Here is a 14,542-nt window from a genome sequence, read left to right as displayed (position 1 = left end):
AGGCTTGCCAAGCAGAGAACGGCAGGACAGTGAAGGACATGACTCGTACCGAAGACATTCCCGGACTCATCGCCGAATTGATCGAGACCTACGATCGATCGGTCTCTTGCCTGCGCGCCGCGCTGGCACGCTATCTCAAGACCGGCGAAAAGCCCGATCGCCAGGCGCGCATGGATGGCCTGTTCGCCTATCCCGAGCTGCGCATCGATTACCGCTTCGACAGTCCGCCCAAATTCCCGGGCCGCGCCTTCGGCCGGCTCAATCAGCCCGGCGTCTATGCGATCAGCATCGCCCGCCCGCACCTGTTCCGCAAATACTTGGCGGAGCAGCTCAACTACCTGATCCGCGACTATGACGTCGACGTGACGGTCGGCCGCTCGGCGAGCGAGATCCCCTACCCTTATGTGCTCGACGGCACCGACGATCTTCGACTCGACGGCGCCCATGCCGCCGATCTTGGCCGCTGGTTCCCGACTACCGAGCTGTCGCATATCGGCGACGAGATTGCCGACGGTGCCTGGGACCATGGGGCCCATCCGACCCGGCCTCTGGCTCTGTTCGACGGACCGCGAGTGGATTTCAGCCTGGCGCGGCTGCGCCATTATACCGGCACTGCCTCGGAGCACACTCAGCGCTATCTGCTGTTCACCAACTACGTTCGCTACGTCGACGAGTTCGTCCGCTGGGCGATCGACGAATTGCGACGCGAGGACAGCCCCTATGAAGCCCTGGCGGTGCCCGGCGGCGTATTGATTACCCGCGAGACCGAAGGCGCGGAAGCCAAGGTGGCCGCGGGCGCCTGGCGCAAATATCAGATGCCGGCCTACCATCTGATCGCGCCGGAAGGCCGGGGCATCACCCTGGTCAACATCGGCGTCGGCCCGTCCAACGCGAAGACGATCTGCGATCACCTTGCCGTGATGCGACCCGAAGCGTGGCTGATGATTGGCCACTGCGGCGGGCTGCGCCCCAGCCAGACGATCGGCGACTATGTCCTCGCCCACGCCTATCTGCGCGACGACCATGTGATGGACGATGTGCTTCCGATCGAAATTCCGATCCCGCCGATTGCCGAGATCCAGCAGGCGCTTTACGACGCCGCCGCTGAAGTCACGGGTGAGGATCCGAGCGAGCTCAAGCAGCGGCTGCGCACCGGCACCGTCGTCACCACCGACGATCGCAACTGGGAGCTGCGCTACACCCAGTCCGCCCTGCGCTTCAACCAGTCGCGTGCAGTAGCGATCGACATGGAATCGGCGACCGTGGCGGCACAGGGCTACCGCTTCCGAGTCCCCTACGGCACCCTGCTCTGCGTGTCCGACAAGCCGCTCCACGGCGAGATCAAGCTGCCGGGACAAGCCAACGCCTTCTACGAGCGCGCCATCAGCCAGCATCTTCGCATCGGCATCGAGACCCTGCGCATCCTCAAGCACGAAGGCGCCAAGCTCCATTCGCGTAAGCTTCGCAGCTTCGACGAACCTCCGTTCCGGTGAGCCCCTCCAGCTCTTGCCTAGCCTGAAATACGTTCGGGCTGAGCCCGTCGAAGCCCCTCATTTCCCTTGCGAAAGCGACGAGATGGCTTCGACTCATCCCGAACGGTGATCACCGCCCCTGTGATCGTCTACCGCCGCGCAGTTCTGTCCGCCGCCGGCGGGGTCAGCACCTCCTGCCTGCCGAGATAGGCGACCAGCGCATCGAGATCGGAGATGCCGCCGACCACGTCGGTGCCGTCGCGGAAGCGGGTGAAATTGTCGCCGCCGCTCGCCAGGAAATTGCTCATCGCGACTCGGTAGACGCGGTCGTCCTGCAGCGGCTGGCCGTTGACCCGCACGTCCACGATGCGCTGGCCGGCGGGGCGCTTCAGGTCATAGGCATAACGAAGGCTGGCGGAGGGGTTGAGGAAATTCGGGCTCTCGACGCTGTTCGATCCGCTGTCGAATTGCTGCTCCAGGATGGCGCGGACCTGACGGCCGGTGAAGCTCTTGACCATCAACGTGTTGCCGAACGGCTGGACGGTGAAGACCTGGCCATAGGTGATCGTGCCGTCGGCCGCAGGCTCCAGATCCGCACGTATCCCGTACATGTTCATGAACGCGATCTCGGCCCCGCCTGCCTCGGGCGTACGAGTCGCGGCGAGCTGCGCGTCGGCGATCAGATTGCCGAGCACCTGCTCGCCCCAGTCGGTCTTGGTACGGAGCGCCGGTGCACTGAGCCGGCCGACCCGTTCCGCCGCTACCGGTGCCGCCGCGGCCGCATAGCGGGCGACGAGCGCCGCCACCTGGGGCTGCGCCGCGTACCGCGGATAGAGATCGGTCAGCGGCACCGGCCCCTTGGAACTGGTGAACGCCTCCCCCTGGACGATGACATTGTCGGCGCGCTTCGAGACGACGCGGTTCGCCGCGGGATCGATCACGAGATCGAGATCGGTGATCAGGGTGCCGCCATAGCCGGCGCTGGTCAGCAGGAACGGTCGTGCCGGGTTCACCTTGCCATAGTCGCAGACATAGGCGTTGTGGGTGTGCCCGGAAACCACGACGTCGATCGTCGGATCGAGCCGGTCCAGGATCGGCAGGATCTCGCCGGAAAGCCCTTCGCAGCTCTTGTCATCATAGCCGACCTTGGTCGCTGCGCCCTGATGGATGAGGATGACGATCGCGTCCGCCCCTTCCGCCTTGAGCTTGGGCACCAAGGCGTTGGCGGCATCGGCCTCGTCGCCGAAGGTGAGGCCGGCGACCCCGGCCGGCGTCACCAAAGACGGCGCTTCCTTGAGTGTCAGCCCGATGAAGCCGACCTTGACCGCGCGCGCACCGCTGCCGAAGCTCTTGATCCCGTAGGGCTCGACCAGCGTAGCACCGCTCTGCGTCAACGTGTTCGCCGACAGCAGCCGGAACCTGGCACCGGCGAAAGGCTCGAGCCGGCACGGCTGCCGCAAACTGTGCTTGTCGCAGCCGCCATTCTGCATGCGCAGGATTTCGGCGGAGCCCTTGTCGAATTCGTGGTTGCCGAGTGCGTTGTAGTCGACTCGAATCAGATTGAGCGCTGCGATCGTCGGCTCGTCGAGAAACAGGGCAGAGACGAGCGGCGAAGCTCCAATCAGATCGCCAGCGGCGACCACCGCATTGTTCGGGTTACGGCTGCGCAGTTCTTCGATCGCGGAGGCGAAGTAGGCGGCGCCGCCCGCCGGCACCTGCACCGTCTCGCCCGCGACCCTCCCTGGCGCTTCGATCGATCGCTTCGGCGCCTCGAGATTGCCGTGGAAATCGTTGAACGCGACGATCTTCACCGTCACGGGGCCGGTTTCCTCCGGCGCATGCGCCAGCTGTCCGGCGCAGGCCGGCAGCAAGGAGGTGGCGAGCAGCGCGAATGCGATCCGCATGTCCGAATCCTTCAAGTCACAGGGCCGAGCGGTTGAGTGGCACGCGCGGCGGACGCTGTCATCAGCCTCGCGCACGGCACGCCGCCCCTCTATGGAAGCGCGCATGAGCAGCAACACGGACCCTCTCGTCGCACGCGCCCGCGCCGCCGCGCTCGGCGCCTACGCCCCCTATTCGCGCTTCAGCGTCGGGTGCGCGATCGAATCGATCGACGGCGAAATCGCCATTGGCGCCAACATGGAGAATGCGTGCTACCGGCTCGGCGTCTGCGCCGAGCTCGCGGCGCTGACTGCAGCCCAGCAGGCGTTCGGTCTCGATCGAATCGCCCGCATCGCCGTCGCCGGTGGCGACGGCAGCGGCGACTCGCTCGCCGGCACCTCGGTAGTCACGCCCTGCGGCGGCTGCCGCCAGTCGATCCTCGAAGCGGCACATGTTGCCGGGCGCGACCTGGAGATCGTCTCGGCCAATGGCGACGGCACCGAGATGACCTCGACTCGCATTTCCGCGCTGATCCCGCACGGCTTCGGTCCGGCCAATCTCAAGGATGCGGGCTGAGTCCCGCCTCCCCATGCCCCGTGGGCGCGGGGAGGACCAGGATCACACCAGCTTGATCTCGCGCAGACGCTGCAGCAGGAAGTCGTGCGCGGTGATCGGCTCGGGATAGAGGTTCGGCCGGTCTTCGGAGATGCATTCGGGCAAGGTCTCGATCAGGAAATCGGGACGGAAGTGCAGGAAGAAGGGCATCGAGTAGCGCGATTTGCCGCGGCGCTCCGGCGGCGGGTTCACCACCCGATGCGAGGTCGATTTCAGCACATTGTTGGTCAGTCGCTGCAGCATGTCGCCGATGTTGACGACGAGTTCGCCTTCTCTGGGCGACACCGCCATCCATTCGCCGTCGCGGTCGAGTAGCTGCAGACCGGCTTCCTCGGCGCCGAGCAGCAAGGTGATCGTATTGATGTCCTCATGGGCACCGGCGCGAACGCCCGGCGCATCGGGCGAGACCGGCGGGTAATGGAGCAGGCGGAGGACGGAATTGCCGTCCTCGACTGTATTCTCGAACCAGTCCGGCGCGAGGCCGAGATGGCGGGCGATCGCCTCGAGGATGCGTAGACCCGCAGTGTCGAAGGCGGCGAACAGCTCCAGGAAGGTCTCGCGGAACTCGGTGACCTCCTTCGGCCAGACGTTCGGAGCCATGACGTCGCCGAAGCGGTGGCCCTCCGGAAGCTCGCGGCCGACGTGCCAGAATTCCTTGAGGTCGTGCTGGGTCGCGCCTTTGGCGGTCTCGATCCCGAACGGCGTGTAGCCTCGCGCGCCACCCCCGCCCGGCTTGTGATAGCTGCGCTTCACATCCTCGGGCAGCGCGAAGAACGCCTTCGCTTTCTCCTCCGCACGGGCGATGAGATCGGCGGGAATGCCGTGATCGGCGATGATCGCAAAGCCGTAGCGCTCGAACGATTCGCCGAGCTCCCGGGCGAAGCCCTCGGGGTCGCTGCGCGAGGCGTTCAGCGATACGGACGCGATGGATTTTGCGAGTGTGCTCATGCCCGCGGCTTTAGCCCGAAACAGGGCCCTTCGAAAGGCTTAGCCGAGCAACAGGCCTGCTAATGCAGCGCTCATCAGATTGGCGAGCGAGCCCGCGATCAGCGCCTTGATGCCGAGCCGGGCAATCACCGGCCGCTGGTTCGGCGCGAGGCTGCCGGTCACCGCCATCTGGATCGCGATCGAGCTGAAATTGGCGAAACCACAGAGCGCAAAGGTGACGATGGCGCGGGTGCGCTCCGAAAGCTGCGCCATCTTGCCGAGATCGATGAAGGCGACGAATTCGTTGAGCACCAGCTTGGTCCCGAACAGGCCACCCGCCGCCTGCGCCTCGTTCCACGGGACACCGATCAGGTACATGATCGGCTGGAAAATATATCCGACCAGGCGCTGGAAGCTGAGATCACCCAGGAAGGACGCAAGCGCAGGGTCGAGCACGATGCCTGCGGCGGCTGTGCGGGCAACGATCCAGTCGCCGAGCCCGCCGAGCAGGCCATTGGCCAGCGCGACGAGTGCCACGAAGGCGAGCACCATCGCACCCACGGCAACGGCGAGCCGAACCCCGGTTTGCGCACCCTGCGATGCCGCCATGATGACGTTGGCCGGCTGCTCGCCTTCCTCGAACGTGTCGATATCGACCTTGCCCTCTGCGGGCGTGTCGCCGAGCGGCAGTTCCGCCTCACGCACCGGTTCGTCGGGCATCATGATCTTCGCCATCAGAATGCCGCCCGGGGCCGACATGAAGGCCGCGGCGAGCAGATACGGAAGCGACGTCGGACCGAGCAGCGCCGCATAGGCCGCGAGAATCGTGCCGGCGACCCCGGCCATACCCACGGTCATCACGGTGAACAGCTGTGCCGGCGTCAGCGCCGCCAGATAGGGACGGATGACCAGCGGCGCTTCGCTCTGGCCGACGAAGATGTTGGCGGCGCCGCACAGCGACTCGACCCGGCTCACCCCGGTGACCCAGCCGATCGCGCCGCCGACCCAGCGCACGACTCGCTGCATCACGCCCAGATAATAGAGGATCGACACCAAGGCGGCGAAGAAGATGATCACTGGCAAGGCCTGGATGGCGAAATTCTGGCCCAATGGATCGGCTGCGAGGCTGCCGAACAGGAAGGTGGTGCCGGCGCCGGCATAGCCGAGCAGGTTCGAGACGCCGCGGGACATGGCCTCGATCCCAGCCTTGCCCCACGAGGTGTAGAGAACGAGCACGGCAATCCCGGCCTGCAGCGCGAAAGCCGCGCCGACGATCCGCAGCCGGATCGCCCGTCGGTTGGACGAGAGCAGAACGGCGAGGCCAAGGATGAGCGCCATCCCTGCCAGGCCCATCAAAATCCGGTTCATATGCCCCCGCCCCTTCTTCCGGTGCTTACCAGACCATCTTTCTTTCGGACGCCGCCAGAGCGCTGTCCAGAAGATCGATGGCCTCGCCGATGCTGTCGCCGATCAGCAGTTGCGCCCGGCGGGCCGGCGACATGAAGCCATTGTCCGTGACCTGATCGAGGAAGCCGATCATCTGGTCCCAGAAGCCGTTGACGTTCAGCAGGGCGAACGGCTTGGCGTGGTAGCCGAGCGCGTTCCAGGTCCACGCCTCGAACAGTTCGTCGAACGTGCCAATGCCCCCCGGCAGGGCGACGAACGCATCGGTGAGCTCGGTCATCTTCGCCTTGCGCTCATGCATGGAGGCGACGGTGTAGAGCTCGGTCAGCCCCTGATGCGCGACCTCGAGATCGGTCAGTGCCTGCGGGATCACGCCGTAGACCTTGCCGCCGCCGGCGAGCACCGCGTCGGCGACCACGCCCATCAGGCCGAGCTTGCCGCCGCCGTAGACGAGATCGATGCCGCGTGCCGCCATCTGCTCGCCGAGCATGCGGGCAGTGTCGGCGAAGGCAGGGTCCTTGCCCATGCTCGAGCCACAATAAACGGCAAGTCGCTTCATTGCATCAATGCCTTCAGATCGGCCTCGGGGCGCGCCCCGAAATGGGAGATGATCTCGGCCGCAGCGATCGCGCCCATGCGCAGGCAGCGGTCGAGCGGCGCGTGCCGGGCCTGTCCGGCGAGGAATCCCGCGGCGAACAGATCGCCGGCACCGGTCGTGTCGACCACTTTGTCGACCCACACGGCGGGAACCATCACGCGTCGGCCATTCTCGACCGCAACCGCGCCTTTCTCGCTGCAGGTGCAGACGATCAGCGGCACCTTGTCCTGAATCGAGACGAGTGCGGCATCGAAATCGGGCTCGCCGGCCAAAGCCTTCACTTCGGATTCGTTGGCGAACAGCATGTCGATCGCGCCGGCGGCGATCAGATCGAGGAAGCTGTCGCGGCGCCTGGCGATGCAGGCGATGTCGGAAAGGGTGAAGGCGACCTTGCGGCCGGCGGAATGGGCGATCTCGATCGCGCGCTCCATCGCGGCACGCGGTGTGTCCGGCACCCAGAGGTAGGCTTCGAGGTAGAGGATTGCGGCGTCGCGGATCTGCTGCGGGTCGAGCGCATCGACGGTCAGCGAGTGCGAGGCGCCGGCGAAGGTGTTCATCGTCCGCTGGCCGTCCGGGGTAACCAGGATGAGACAGCGGCCGGTCGGCACCTCGCTCTGCCGCGCAGGCGTGGTGAACTCCACTCCGAGCGCCCGGATGTCATGCGCGAAGATCTCGCCCAATTGGTCCTTGGCGACCTGGCCGACGAAACCGACCTTGCCGCCGAGCGCGGCGACGCCCGCCATCGTGTTCGCGGCGGAGCCGCCGCTGGTCTCGCGCGCCTGGCCCATCAGGCCGTACAGTCGAGTCGCCTCCGCAGCGTCGATGAGCCGCATCGAGCCTTTGGGAAGCCCCTCCTCCGTCAGGAAAACGTCTTCGGTGGTGGCGATGACGTCCACGATGGCATCGCCGATCGCGAGGACGTCCAGTCTGCTGTCTGTCACGTGCGCCTGATGGCCCGAACCGCGCTGAACGGAAAGCCCTTTTTGCGGCGCTGCAAAGCGGTTACGCATCCCCGCCATGGCTACGACACCCTCCACCGGCATTTCGCGTTCGCTGTTCATCTTCACCGTCATCTATGGCGGCATGGTCTGCCTTGCCGGCGTGCTCGGGGCCAAGCAGGTTGCGCTTGGGCCGCTCGCGGTCGAAGCCGGCATCTTCCCCTTCCTGCTGCTGGTCGTGCTCGGCAGTACGGTCGCCGAACTTCATGGCACCGAGACCGCCAATCGCCTCGTCCGCTTCGGCTTCATCCCGCTGATCACCGCAATTGCTCTGATCTGGCTGGTGATCCAGCTGCCGACCGACGAAGGCATGTACGAGCCGGCCAAGGAAGCCTTCCCGATCATCCTCGGGCAGAGCTGGCGGCTGATGGCGGCGGGGATCGTCGCTTACGGCGTCTCGCAATTCCTCAACGTCTTCATCTTCGCCCGCCTGCAGGGCACCGGCCAGGCGAGTGGCCTGTGGCTGGCCGCCCGCGCCGCGATCGCCAGCGCGATCTCCCAGATCGTCGACACCCTCATCTTCATCACCGTATCCTTCTACGGAGTCCGCCCGATCGGCGATCTGATCCTCGGCCAGGCCTTGGCCAAGGTGGTGCTGAGTGTTGTACTTGTGCCACTATTGATCACTCTTTTGGTGACTCTCGGCCGTCGTCTGGACGCCCGCCCCGCCTGAGATTAAGGGGCCGCGCAAGGTTCCTTCAGAGTCAGAAAGAGTTAGCGTTCCAGCGGCTTAGTGCGGCAGGAACGCCACACACTGTCACAGAAGCGCAATCTAGCGGAGTTAGGCGATAGGCCAGCATCGCTGCGGTGCAATATGATCACACTCGGGACGGCCGAATGGCCGCGGTAGGGGAAGCAATCCAATGAACAAGTTCACGCTGCTTTGCGCGACGACCGCGCTCATCGTGCCTGGAATGGCAATGGCGCAGTCCACCGGCTCGATCGAGGTCGAGGAAGAAATCGTCGTCACCGGCGCCCGCGACACCAACGGCGTCGAAGGCGTTATCATCCCGGATTCGAGCAAGGCGCGCACCGTTCTCACGCAGGACATCATCGCGCGGCAGACCCCCGGTCAGACCATTCTCGACACCATCAATCTCGTTCCCGGCGTATCGTTCCAGAACAACGATCCCTACGGCTCGGCCGGTGGAACGCTGACCATCCGCGGCTTCAGCAGCGACCGTATCTCGCTCACCTGGGACGGCTTCCCGCTCAACGACACCGGCAATTATGCGATTTACTCGAACCAGCAGTTCGATCCGGAACTGATCGGCCAGGTCAACGTCAACCTCGGCACCACCGATGTCGACAGCCCGACGGCGTCTGCCGTGGGCGGTACGGTCAACTACGTTACGCGTCTTCCGCGCGAAGAACTCGGTGCGATGCTCTCGGCCTCTTACGGCGACTATGGCTATCATCGGGTGTTCGGGGTGATCGACACCGGCGAATTGACCAGCTTCGGCACGCGCGCCTTCTTCTCAGCGTCAACGGCTCGCAACGACCTTCCGTTCAACGACATCGGTCGGGTCTACAAGCAGCAGTATAATGCGCGCATCTACCAGCCGATCGGCACCAATGGCGATTTCATCTCGATCGCCGGCCACTACAATCAGAACCGGAACAACTTCTTCGGAAGCGTTCCACTGCGCACGGACACGACGGGCGGGCGCGTGGTCGGGCCGAACTCGACCAACCGCTTCCCGATCACCAAGGATGAGCGCTTCTACACGATCGGTCGTTGCACGATCGACACGCCGCAGGCGGGCGTAAGCGATGTGGCGAACAGCTGCGGCTCCACCTTTGATGAACGTTATAACCCGTCTAACACGGGTAATGCTCGGTTCAATTCGCGCTTCAGCCTGACCGATCAACTGATCGTCACCGTCGACGCCGCTTACCAATATACGCTGGCGAATGGTGGCGGCACCGTCGTGGCGAACGAGGCGGTTCCAACGACTGGAAATCTTCGCGGTCTCGTCGGCTACGGTTCGGTGCCGACGACTGGAACCGACCTCAACGGTGATGGCGATATTCGCGACACCGTGCGCCTGCTCGCGCCGAGCAACACCAATACCAATCGCTATCTTGCCATCACGAACCTTATCTACGACATCAACGACGATCATCGCATCCGTCTGTCGTACACGTTCGACCGAGGCCGCCATCGCCAGACCGGCGAAATCGGGTTCCTCGAGGTCGGCGGCAATCCGGAGCACTTTTTCGGTGGTTTGAACACTCCGATTCTCGATGCCAATGGCGCCGTGGTGCAGAAGCGCGATCGCCTCTCCTACGCCACACTGCACCAGGTGGCCGCCGAATACCGGGGTAAGTTCCTGGAAGACGCCCTGACTGTGAACATCGGTCTGCGTGCTCCCTTCTTCAAACGTGATCTCGATCAGCGTTGCTTCGCGACCAATGCGTCGGGTGGCGTCTTCTGCACGGCCGAAAGCCAGGCAGAAGTTGTGGCAAACAATCCGACCTACGTCGCCCCTCGCGAAGTGACCTTCAAATACGACAAGCTCCTGCCGAACGTTGGCTTCACCTACGCTCTGACCCCTGAAGCCAGCCTCTTCGCGAACTACGCGAAGGGCATCTCGGTCCCGAGCACCGACAACCTCTACAATTCCCTCTTCTTCGCACCAGGCACCGAAGGTGCCCAGCCGTCCCCTGAAACCACGGATTCGTTCGACCTTGGCGTTCGCTACACGAACCGCCTGGTGCAGGCTCAGCTGGCCGGCTGGTACACCAAGTTCAACAACCGTCTGGCGTCGTCCTTCGATCCGGAGCTGAACGAAACCGTGTACCGCAACCTGGGCAAGGTGACGAAATGGGGCGTGGATGCGAGCGTCGGTGTCGAACCGGTGAAGAATCTGATGCTCTACGCATTCGGTTCGTACCTGCACTCGGAGATCGAGGACGACATTGCGATCGGTCAGCAGACCATCAATGGTCAGCTCGTCTCGTACGTCGCAGCAACTGCGGGTAACCGCGAGAGCGGCGCGCCGAAGTACACGTTCGGTGGCCGTATCCAGGGCTCCTTCGGGCCGCTCGAACTTGGGGCGCAGGTGAAGCGCACCGGCAAGCGCTACGTCTACGATACCAACTTGCCGGTTCTCGCCGTCGTGAACGGCCAGACCGTTGAGATCTACGGAGCGGCGGCGCCCGCCTACACCTCGGTGGATGCCAATGCCCGCTTCTCGCTCGCCGACATGGGCCTTGAGAACACCTACTTCCAGCTGAACGTAACCAACCTGTTCGACGTGCTGTCGGTTGGTGGGTTCGGCGGCGGCCTGAACCAGAACATCACCCGTAACGCAGCGGGTGTGATCACCGGCTACGGCAATGCGCCAAACGTCCAGATCGGCGCCCCGCGTGCGGTCAGCGCGACGCTCGTGATCGGCTTCTGATCTAAAGATGTTCGGGCACCGGCCCGATCATTTCCGTTGAAATAGGAACCCCGGACGGGTCGCTCCCGCGCCGGGGTTTCTTTTTGCCCTTGGTTTACGTCGCAGATCGCAAACGGAAAGCGCACCTGCGGGCAAGGTCAGGCGCGGGTCTCCCCCGGTACCTTGACCCACAGCATCGCCACTGCCGCCAGCACCAGCACGCCCGCCGCGAACGCCATCGTCCAGATCGGCTCACCGGGGAAGAAGCGCTTCATGATCGATCCCATCACCGTCGCCACCAGCAGTTGCGGCACGACGACGAAGACGTTGAACAGGCCCATATAGATGCCGAGCTTCTTCTGCGGCAGGCTGGAGGCAAGGATCGCGTAGGGCATCGCCAGGATCGACGCCCAGGCGATGCCGATTCCGATCTCGCTGACCAGCAGCATCTGCGGATCGCGGACGAAGAAGAAGCTCGCAAAGCCGAGCGCGCCGCAGAGCAGCCCGATCATGTGCGTGCGTGCCTTGCCGAGCCTTCGTGACAGCAAGGGAAGCAGGGTCAGGGCGGCAATTGCGGCGACGCCGTTATAGGCGGCGAACAGCACGTCCACCCAGTTTGCGCCCTCCTGATAAAGCGGGCTCGCTGCATCGGGCGCGTTGTAGAAATCGTGCGCGACGACCGGCGTGGTGTTGATCCACATGATGAACAGGGCCGACCAGCTGAAGAACTGGACGAGCGCAAGGCGCTTCATCAGTGGCGGCATGCCGGAGAAATCGCCGACGATGTGGCTCAGCATGTTGCTGCCGCGTCCGCCCCGCGCCAGCGCGATCGCGCCGCCGCTGGCGAGACCATAAGCCATCAGCAGCGCGCCGAGCAGGTAGACCTCCTTCTCCAGCGCCAGCGCCTCGACCGCGAACAGGACGAGGGCGCCGGCCGCGACCCACAAGGCGCTGGAGACGAAGCTCCGTTTTGCCAGCGCGCCGGCGGCATCGCCCTCTCCTTCGGCCTCCGGTCCGGCGAAGGCCGCCATTTCTTCGGGGCTGTATTCGCGCGTGGTCAGCACGGTCCACAGCACCGAAAGGAACAAGGCCGCGCCGCCGAACCAGAAGGCGACCTTCACCGTCGCCGGGATGTCGCCCGGTGGTGCGACGTTGGAGACGCCGGCCCGTTCGAGCAGCCACGGAAAGATCGACCCGAACACCGCGCCGGCACCGATGAAAGCCGTCTGCACCGCATAACCCGCACTGTGCTGGTCCTTGCGCAGCATGTCGCCTACGAAGGCGCGGAACGGCTCCATCGAGATGTTGAGCGAGGCGTCGAGCACCCACAGCATGATCGCCGCGAACAGCAGCACCGGCGCGAGCGGCATCAGGAACAGAGCGAGCGCCGCGAGCACCGCGCCCGCCAGGAAATAGGGCCGCCGCCGCCCGAAGCGGCCCAGCCAGGTGCGGTCGCTCATATGGCCGATGATCGGCTGGACGAGCAGACCGGTAAGCGGTGCCGCGACCCACAAGGCCGGAAGGTTGTCGATCTCCGTCCCGAGCGTCTGGAAGATTCGGCTCATGTTCGCATTCTGGAGCGCGAAGCCGATCTGGATGCCGAAAAAGCCGAACGAGATGTTGGCGAGTCCTCGCCAGTCGAGGGTCGGCTTGGGCCGCCGGACACCGTCGGGCGCGGCAATCGTCATATTGTCTTTCCCTCGTTCACGCCGGAATGCGGGCCGGACATAGAGCTGCCACGAACGCGTCGTGGTCGGGCATTTGCGCGACTTCGCGCGCGATGAGCTTGTCGATCAGGCCGAGATATTCGGCGAGCCCGTCCCGCGACGGGAAGTCGGCGATCGGGTGATTGCCGGCGGGCATCACGCCCTGGCCGACGAAGACCTGCAGCCAGGCAACCTCGGTGAACAATTCGTCCTGCTCGCGAACGATGTGACCATTGCCAGCCCAGAGCGCGATCTTGGCGGCGAGCGAGGCTGGGATCGCCGCCTCCTGCCGCGCGCGCCAGAACGGCTCGTCACGCCGGTTGGCGCGGTAGTGGAGGATCAGGAAGTCGCGGATCCGCTCATATTCGATGTCGCTCTCGCGATTGAACTGGTTGCGCTGGGCCTGAGTGGCCTCGCGGCCGGGCAGCAGCTTCAGGATGCGCGAGATCGCTGTCTGGATGAGGTGGATGCTGGTTGATTCCAACGGCTCCATGAATCCCGCGGCGAGCCCGACCGCGATCACATTGTGCTTCCACATTTCCCGGCGCTTGCCGGTGGTGAAGCGCATCGGGCGCGGATCGGCCAGCGGCGCCGAATCGAGATTCGCGAGCAGGAGCGCGGACGCGGCATCGTCCGACAGATGCGCGCTTGCATAGACGATGCCGTTGCCGGTGCGATGCTGGAGCGGAATCCGCCATTGCCAGCCGGCGCCGTGGGCGGTGGCGCGGGTATAAGGGGTGAACGCCTCCACGCGCGCGCTCGGCACGGCGACCGCCCGGTCGCACGGCAGCCAGTGCGACCAGTCATCGTAGCCGGCGCCCAGAGCGTTCTCGATCAGCAGCCCGCTAAAGCCGGTGCAATCGATAAACAGATCGCCCGCGATCCGGCGACCGTCCGCCAGGGCCAGAGCGGCGACATCGCCACTCGTCTGGTCCCGCTCGACACCGGCGATGCGGCCTTCGGTGCGGACGACTCCCTGCTCTTCGGCGAAGCGCCGCAGGAAGGCCGCGTAAAGCGCGGCGTCGAAGTGGAAGGCGTAAGGCATTTCGGGAAGCAATGCGGACGTGCGTGCCGCGCCGGTCTGCATGCGTTCGCCGAGCGCAGCCATATTGTTCAGCGAGTAATGCGCGAGCTCCCTGGCGACGCCTTCCCGGCGGCCGCGCAGCCAGCTGTGATGGAATGGAAGCAGGCCGGACTCGCGGCCGATGTCGCCGAAGGCGTGCATGTAGCGCTCGCCCGGCCGGCTCCAGCCGACGAACTCGATCGCTAGCTTGAAGGTCGCTTCGGTGGCGCGGACGAACGCCGTCTCGTCGATCCCGAGCGCCTGGTTGAAGGTCCTGATCTGGGGGATCGTCGCTTCGCCGACACCGATCGTTCCGATCTCCTCGGATTCGACGAGATGAATCCGGACATTCCTGCCGAGGAACCGGGCGAGCGCCGCGGCCGTCATCCAGCCGGCCGTGCCGCCGCCGGCGACGACGATCGTCATCGGATCGGCCCGCCCGCTCTCCGGATTCATCCTCCTCCTCTCCTCACCTTCCCGCTTCTCTGGCGG

11 protein-coding genes are annotated in these 14,542 nt (G+C 64.9%); 4 read left to right on the top strand and 7 right to left on the bottom strand.

Annotated features, from left to right (window positions below; translation table 11 throughout):
• The first annotated feature begins 38 nt into the window (after positions 1-38).
• On the top strand, positions 39-1,493 hold the full coding sequence (locus tag C7I55_RS20720) for an AMP nucleosidase (RefSeq protein WP_106514970.1): 1,455 nt from the start codon (positions 39-41) through the stop codon (positions 1,491-1,493).
• Positions 1,494-1,621: 128 nt separating this feature from the next.
• Here C7I55_RS20720 and C7I55_RS20715 read toward each other — a convergent pair whose 3' ends face one another.
• Positions 1,622-3,376 carry a bifunctional metallophosphatase/5'-nucleotidase gene (locus C7I55_RS20715; RefSeq protein WP_106514916.1) on the bottom strand — a complete coding sequence of 585 codons (1,755 nt, stop codon included), beginning with the start codon at positions 3,374-3,376 and terminating at the stop codon, positions 1,622-1,624.
• A gap of 103 nt (positions 3,377-3,479) precedes the next feature.
• Here C7I55_RS20715 and C7I55_RS20710 point away from each other — a divergent pair, with 103 nt between their 5' ends.
• Positions 3,480-3,929, top strand: a complete 450-nt coding sequence (locus C7I55_RS20710) for a cytidine deaminase (RefSeq protein ID WP_106514915.1) — start codon at positions 3,480-3,482, stop codon at positions 3,927-3,929.
• Positions 3,930-3,971: 42 nt separating this feature from the next.
• Here the strand turns inward: C7I55_RS20710 and C7I55_RS20705 are convergent, their stop codons facing one another.
• Genes C7I55_RS20705 through C7I55_RS20690 form a run of 4 tightly spaced genes read right to left on the bottom strand, consistent with a single transcriptional unit; the run spans position 3,972 to position 7,838 of the window.
• Complete coding sequence (locus C7I55_RS20705) at positions 3,972-4,916, bottom strand: isopenicillin N synthase family dioxygenase (RefSeq protein ID WP_106514914.1); 945 nt, start codon at positions 4,914-4,916, stop codon at positions 3,972-3,974.
• A gap of 39 nt (positions 4,917-4,955) precedes the next feature.
• Positions 4,956-6,263 carry a NupC/NupG family nucleoside CNT transporter gene (locus C7I55_RS20700; protein ID WP_106514913.1) on the bottom strand — a complete coding sequence of 436 codons (1,308 nt, stop codon included), beginning with the start codon at positions 6,261-6,263 and terminating at the stop codon, positions 4,956-4,958.
• Positions 6,264-6,288: 25 nt separating this feature from the next.
• Positions 6,289-6,858, bottom strand: a complete 570-nt coding sequence (locus C7I55_RS20695) for an LOG family protein (RefSeq protein ID WP_106514912.1) — start codon at positions 6,856-6,858, stop codon at positions 6,289-6,291.
• Positions 6,855-7,838, bottom strand: coding sequence for an adenosine kinase (locus C7I55_RS20690; RefSeq protein ID WP_233222328.1), 984 nt, complete (start codon positions 7,836-7,838; stop codon positions 6,855-6,857). The genes C7I55_RS20695 and C7I55_RS20690 overlap by 4 nt, the downstream gene beginning before the upstream one ends.
• 76 nt (positions 7,839-7,914) lie before the next feature.
• Between C7I55_RS20690 and C7I55_RS20685 the strand changes: the two genes are divergently transcribed.
• Complete coding sequence (locus C7I55_RS20685; RefSeq protein ID WP_106514911.1) at positions 7,915-8,568, top strand: queuosine precursor transporter; 654 nt, start codon at positions 7,915-7,917, stop codon at positions 8,566-8,568.
• 190 nt (positions 8,569-8,758) lie between these two features.
• Positions 8,759-11,302, top strand: a complete 2,544-nt coding sequence (locus C7I55_RS20680; protein WP_106514910.1) for a TonB-dependent receptor — start codon at positions 8,759-8,761, stop codon at positions 11,300-11,302.
• Between the two features lie 137 nt (positions 11,303-11,439).
• On the opposite strand, the gene C7I55_RS20675 is transcribed toward C7I55_RS20680, so the two are convergent.
• Positions 11,440-12,969 carry an MFS transporter gene (locus C7I55_RS20675; protein ID WP_106514909.1) on the bottom strand — a complete coding sequence of 510 codons (1,530 nt, stop codon included), beginning with the start codon at positions 12,967-12,969 and terminating at the stop codon, positions 11,440-11,442.
• Positions 12,970-12,985: 16 nt separating this feature from the next.
• The gene (locus C7I55_RS20670) at positions 12,986-14,506 is read right to left on the bottom strand and encodes a tryptophan halogenase family protein (protein ID WP_233222327.1); all 1,521 of its coding nucleotides are present in this window, start codon (positions 14,504-14,506) and stop codon (positions 12,986-12,988) included.
• Between the last annotated feature and the right edge of the window lie 36 nt (positions 14,507-14,542).

It is taken from the genome of Allosphingosinicella deserti, assembly GCF_003012735.1.
In the GTDB taxonomy this organism is placed as follows: Bacteria; Pseudomonadota; Alphaproteobacteria; order Sphingomonadales; family Sphingomonadaceae; genus Allosphingosinicella; species Allosphingosinicella deserti.
Note: the sequence above shows the minus strand (reverse complement) of the source record. Positions and strands in the feature narration are given on the sequence as shown.

Coding starts and splice junctions, on each gene's coding strand:
- C7I55_RS20670 (WP_233222327.1), bottom strand. CDS start 14,506: ATGAATCCGGAGAGCGGGCGGGCCGATCCGATGACGATCGTCGTCGCC.
- C7I55_RS20685 (WP_106514911.1), top strand. CDS start 7,915: ATGGCTACGACACCCTCCACCGGCATTTCGCGTTCGCTGTTCATCTTC.
- C7I55_RS20695 (WP_106514912.1), bottom strand. CDS start 6,858: ATGAAGCGACTTGCCGTTTATTGTGGCTCGAGCATGGGCAAGGACCCT.
- C7I55_RS20720 (WP_106514970.1), top strand. CDS start 39: ATGACTCGTACCGAAGACATTCCCGGACTCATCGCCGAATTGATCGAG.
- C7I55_RS20710 (WP_106514915.1), top strand. CDS start 3,480: ATGAGCAGCAACACGGACCCTCTCGTCGCACGCGCCCGCGCCGCCGCG.
- C7I55_RS20705 (WP_106514914.1), bottom strand. CDS start 4,916: ATGAGCACACTCGCAAAATCCATCGCGTCCGTATCGCTGAACGCCTCG.
- C7I55_RS20680 (WP_106514910.1), top strand. CDS start 8,759: ATGAACAAGTTCACGCTGCTTTGCGCGACGACCGCGCTCATCGTGCCT.
- C7I55_RS20715 (WP_106514916.1), bottom strand. CDS start 3,376: ATGCGGATCGCATTCGCGCTGCTCGCCACCTCCTTGCTGCCGGCCTGC.
- C7I55_RS20700 (WP_106514913.1), bottom strand. CDS start 6,263: ATGAACCGGATTTTGATGGGCCTGGCAGGGATGGCGCTCATCCTTGGC.
- C7I55_RS20675 (WP_106514909.1), bottom strand. CDS start 12,969: ATGACGATTGCCGCGCCCGACGGTGTCCGGCGGCCCAAGCCGACCCTC.